1 protein-coding gene is annotated in these 245 nt (G+C 74.7%); it reads right to left on the bottom strand.

What is annotated here, in order from left to right:
- Positions 1–245 (bottom strand): hypothetical protein (locus tag AC0IVP_RS22045; RefSeq protein ID WP_471759298.1); only part of this gene is annotated, 245 nt, incomplete at both ends.

A 245-nucleotide genomic window follows, 5' to 3' on the forward strand; every position in this document is an offset into this window, starting at 1 on the left:
GTTGAGCTTCTTCGTGCAGGAGCCCAGCGGGATCATCGTCCGGTCCTGCGCCAGGGCCTTGTCGCTCAGCGAGCGCAGGTAGCGCAGCATCGCGGTCTCGCTGCGGTGCGCCGCGAACGTCGGGTGCGTCAGGTACGGCGTGGTCCGGCGCAGGGCACCCGGCAGCGCCTCGGTGGCGGCGGCCAGGTCGCCGGCGGCGACGCCGCACGCCCCGGCGACGACCCGCAGGGTGTCCACCGACGTCG

Source organism: Klenkia sp. AC732, assembly GCF_979256525.1.